This window comes from Mesotoga sp. HF07.pep.5.2.highcov (assembly GCF_003666285.1).
Lineage (GTDB): Bacteria > Thermotogota > Thermotogae > Petrotogales > Kosmotogaceae > Mesotoga > Mesotoga prima.
This window is the reverse complement of the sequence record NZ_JFHJ01000043.1, coordinates 1-2936: the sequence shown is the minus strand read 5'-3', so window position 1 is coordinate 2936 and position 2936 is coordinate 1. Positions and strand designations below refer to the sequence as shown.

Genomic DNA, 2936 nt, shown 5'->3' with positions numbered 1-2936 from the left:
ATTTAAGATCAGGATCATTAGGAGCCAAATATAAACTCGTGCAAAAAAGCAGCTAATTTATGGTATTTGACTCCCTGACGTATAGGTAATGAAGAGCTCTAAAGAGGGGATTTAGGAGCGAAGATCAGAATTAGTGAGAAAGAAGATTGTTGAGAGCTTCGCATGGAGAATATAAGAGAGTTGATAATTCTGAGAACGTCATATCTCATCATGCTTAAGCAAGAGCCATCCTTGGCCCTTCGTCCCAGATCATAGACCTGTCCTCAGACAAGATCGAGATAGGACGAGGAAGATAATTTCGAGACATTCGCTATGCTCACTAGAAGGCGAGAGAAACGTCTCGCCCGGTTCTCCTTATCTCGTGGTCCTTAACGAAGAACTTTGACACAAAGTGTCGAAGAAGCATTTTTCCAGCGTAAGCCTTCAGTGTTTCTTATCCAGGTGGCTCTTTCCTTCTCGAAGGACGCCTTTTCACAACGTTTTACGACCAGAGAGGAGAGGGTGTCTTTTCTTGCGCTAGCGAGCATCACTTCCAGACGAAGTCGGCCTCACTTCTGATCTTGATGCCACAAACCCGTTACCCCCTAACACGTTTCTTACAATAAAGCATTCCTAATTTGAATAAATTACATCGGCAAATTCCTGAAGCTCATCCGGAGAGATCAAGTAGTAAATATCCTCGGATTTCATGACGAAGGCTTTCGATCTTGCAGTCATGATGAAGGCCTTGGAGCCATTTCTGAGTCGGAACCAGCCCACTTTGTATAGGCCTGTAGATGCTCCGTTGGTTCTTACCGTCGGCTCGAAGTCCCTCTCTTCAGTCCAGTCGATAATTCCAACGATTTCAGCTGAATCTATTGCTATCGTCTTTCTTCCGAAGGGAAGTGCATTCAGAACAACGTTTTCGCCGTCAAATTTCACGGCGTTTGTGAATGGAAATATCAGGAAGAGAAATATGAAGAAGACGAACAGACTGCCTATGATTATTAGTGAAATAGTCTTCTGCCAGCCCTTTGTCTTGAATAGAGAGAAAACGAATATCACCGCAACAAAAACAACGATTCCAATATTCAGCATAATCGCAGATGTGGGTAATGAAAACTTGAACACGATTGTCTCCATATCTTGCCTCCTCACAAGAAATTCGATTCAATTATTACACATTCGAGTGCTCCTGATCTTCATATGATCGTTGACATCATGACTTTGTGGCGGTTCGGACAGAGAGCTCTTTATCTGAAGGGTTCAAACTGCAAAACTTCTATCGTAACGCCGTTCGACCTCCATGAAGAAGCAATACCTGGTGTCTCTAGCCGTGATTATGGTATTGCTGCTTGGCGGATGTTTTTCATTTGACGACATGCTAGACGGAACGTGGAGTGGTGTTCTGAATGATTATTATGGGAACCACAATGTTGTTCTCATAGTGAACTCGAACAATACCGGATGGATATCTTTCGACAATGACCCGTACAACGTGGACATAGTAAGTAGAAGAGCCAACCGGAGTTTTGTCGGAGAGTACGGCTGGTACGACTCCTATTGGATCGAGAGAACCATTCAGGCCGAAATGATAAACTACGGCACATTGCGGATAAAGATATACGATAATTTCGGCGATCTCATCAGCGATGGCTTCCTGTATAAGTAGCCTTGTACTTACGGCTTAAGTACGGCCGCCCTGATACAAAAAAGCTAGTATTATTCCTGAAACTATAACTTTCAAACTTCGGTCTGGGAGTTTTCTTTTGTACGGTAGATTCCGAATCCAAGCATTATATTTCACCGGTTCTAGTCAGGGCAAGCAAGTTTAATCAATATAACTCAAACGACCTTATCACTTTTTCTTTCCGCTATTGCTTTGCAAATTTTAGATGTCAAAACGTGTTAATTTCCGAAGATCTCTTCATAAGCGAGTTATTGCAGATATCTGGAACCTGCCAGGAGTAGTCAATGAAAGAGATTTGGCTTGCATTTGTTCATTATTCGAAGCGCGAAGTTTTCTTCGAGTAGATATCTGGCATTTGCTCTGATTTCGAAGGTCTTTATGATAGTATCTTGAAGGCATTTATCTTGTGACTATATTAACTATCTTCGATCGTTTTCTTCTATGCCAATAAGGTTATCCGAGAACGGTCCCGGAATGCTGCTTTCAAAAATTATTTCGTGGTTTTTCACTTCCAGAAAGGTTATTAGAAAGTGAATCCAAGAGGAGATGGTTGTATGGAAATTCAAAGTTCCAGGTTACTGAGAAAAGTGCTTATTGGAGCCACTGGAAGCGCTCTCGCTCTCACATCTGCGTTTGCGGCCAACTATGAAGACACTATGCCACTCGAAACCGTAAAACCGGCCCCGAATCTGGAGGAGGTATTACCTCATCCGGAGCAGAGAGAAGAAGCAATGGCGAAGTTGGCCGAGTTTGAGAGCAGAACTGGGAAGCGGCCCAACATACTTGTATACCTAATGGATGATGTCGGTTGGGGGGACCTCGGTGTTTATGGTGGAGGTGTAGCTGTGGGAGCGCCGACTCCAAACATGGATGCACTTGCAAGAGACGGACTCATGCTTACTTCAGCTTATTCACAACCTTCTTCTTCACCAACAAGGGCGACTCTTCTTACGGGACAGCTCCCAGTCAGGCATGGAATACTAAGGCCAACGCTGTACAACGAGCCCGGAGGACTGACAAATGCAGTTACACTTGCCCAGTTGTTAAGCGATGCCGGCTACGTTACTCAAGCTGTTGGAAAATGGCACATGGGGGAGAATCCTGGTTCTCAGCCTCAAAACGTTGGATTTGATGACTTCTCAGGTTTCCTCAGTGTGTCGGACCTGTACACAGAGTGGCGGGATCCATACTTCTATCCCGAAATTGCCAACAGCGAAGAGAGAACCGAGATGATACGGGAGTGGGCTTTCGAGAAGTACTGGGTTCA

3 protein-coding genes are annotated in these 2936 nt (G+C 44.3%); 2 read left to right on the top strand and 1 reads right to left on the bottom strand.

The annotated features are described in order from the left end of the window. Positions 1 to 612 precede the first annotated feature (612 nt). The gene (locus BG32_RS00870) at positions 613 to 1122 is read right to left on the bottom strand and encodes a PH domain-containing protein (RefSeq protein WP_014731241.1); all 510 of its coding nucleotides are present in this window, start codon (positions 1120 to 1122) and stop codon (positions 613 to 615) included. Positions 1123 to 1285: 163 nt separating this feature from the next. Between BG32_RS00870 and BG32_RS00865 the strand changes: the two genes are divergently transcribed. Both BG32_RS00865 and BG32_RS00860 read left to right on the top strand, forming a co-directional pair. Continuing rightward, on the top strand, positions 1286 to 1651 hold the full coding sequence (locus BG32_RS00865) for a hypothetical protein (protein ID WP_041928168.1): 366 nt from the start codon (positions 1286 to 1288) through the stop codon (positions 1649 to 1651). 572 nt (positions 1652 to 2223) lie between these two features. Beyond that, a partial coding sequence (locus tag BG32_RS00860) for a sulfatase-like hydrolase/transferase (RefSeq protein WP_147434770.1) occupies positions 2224 to 2936 on the top strand: 713 nt, incomplete at its 3' end.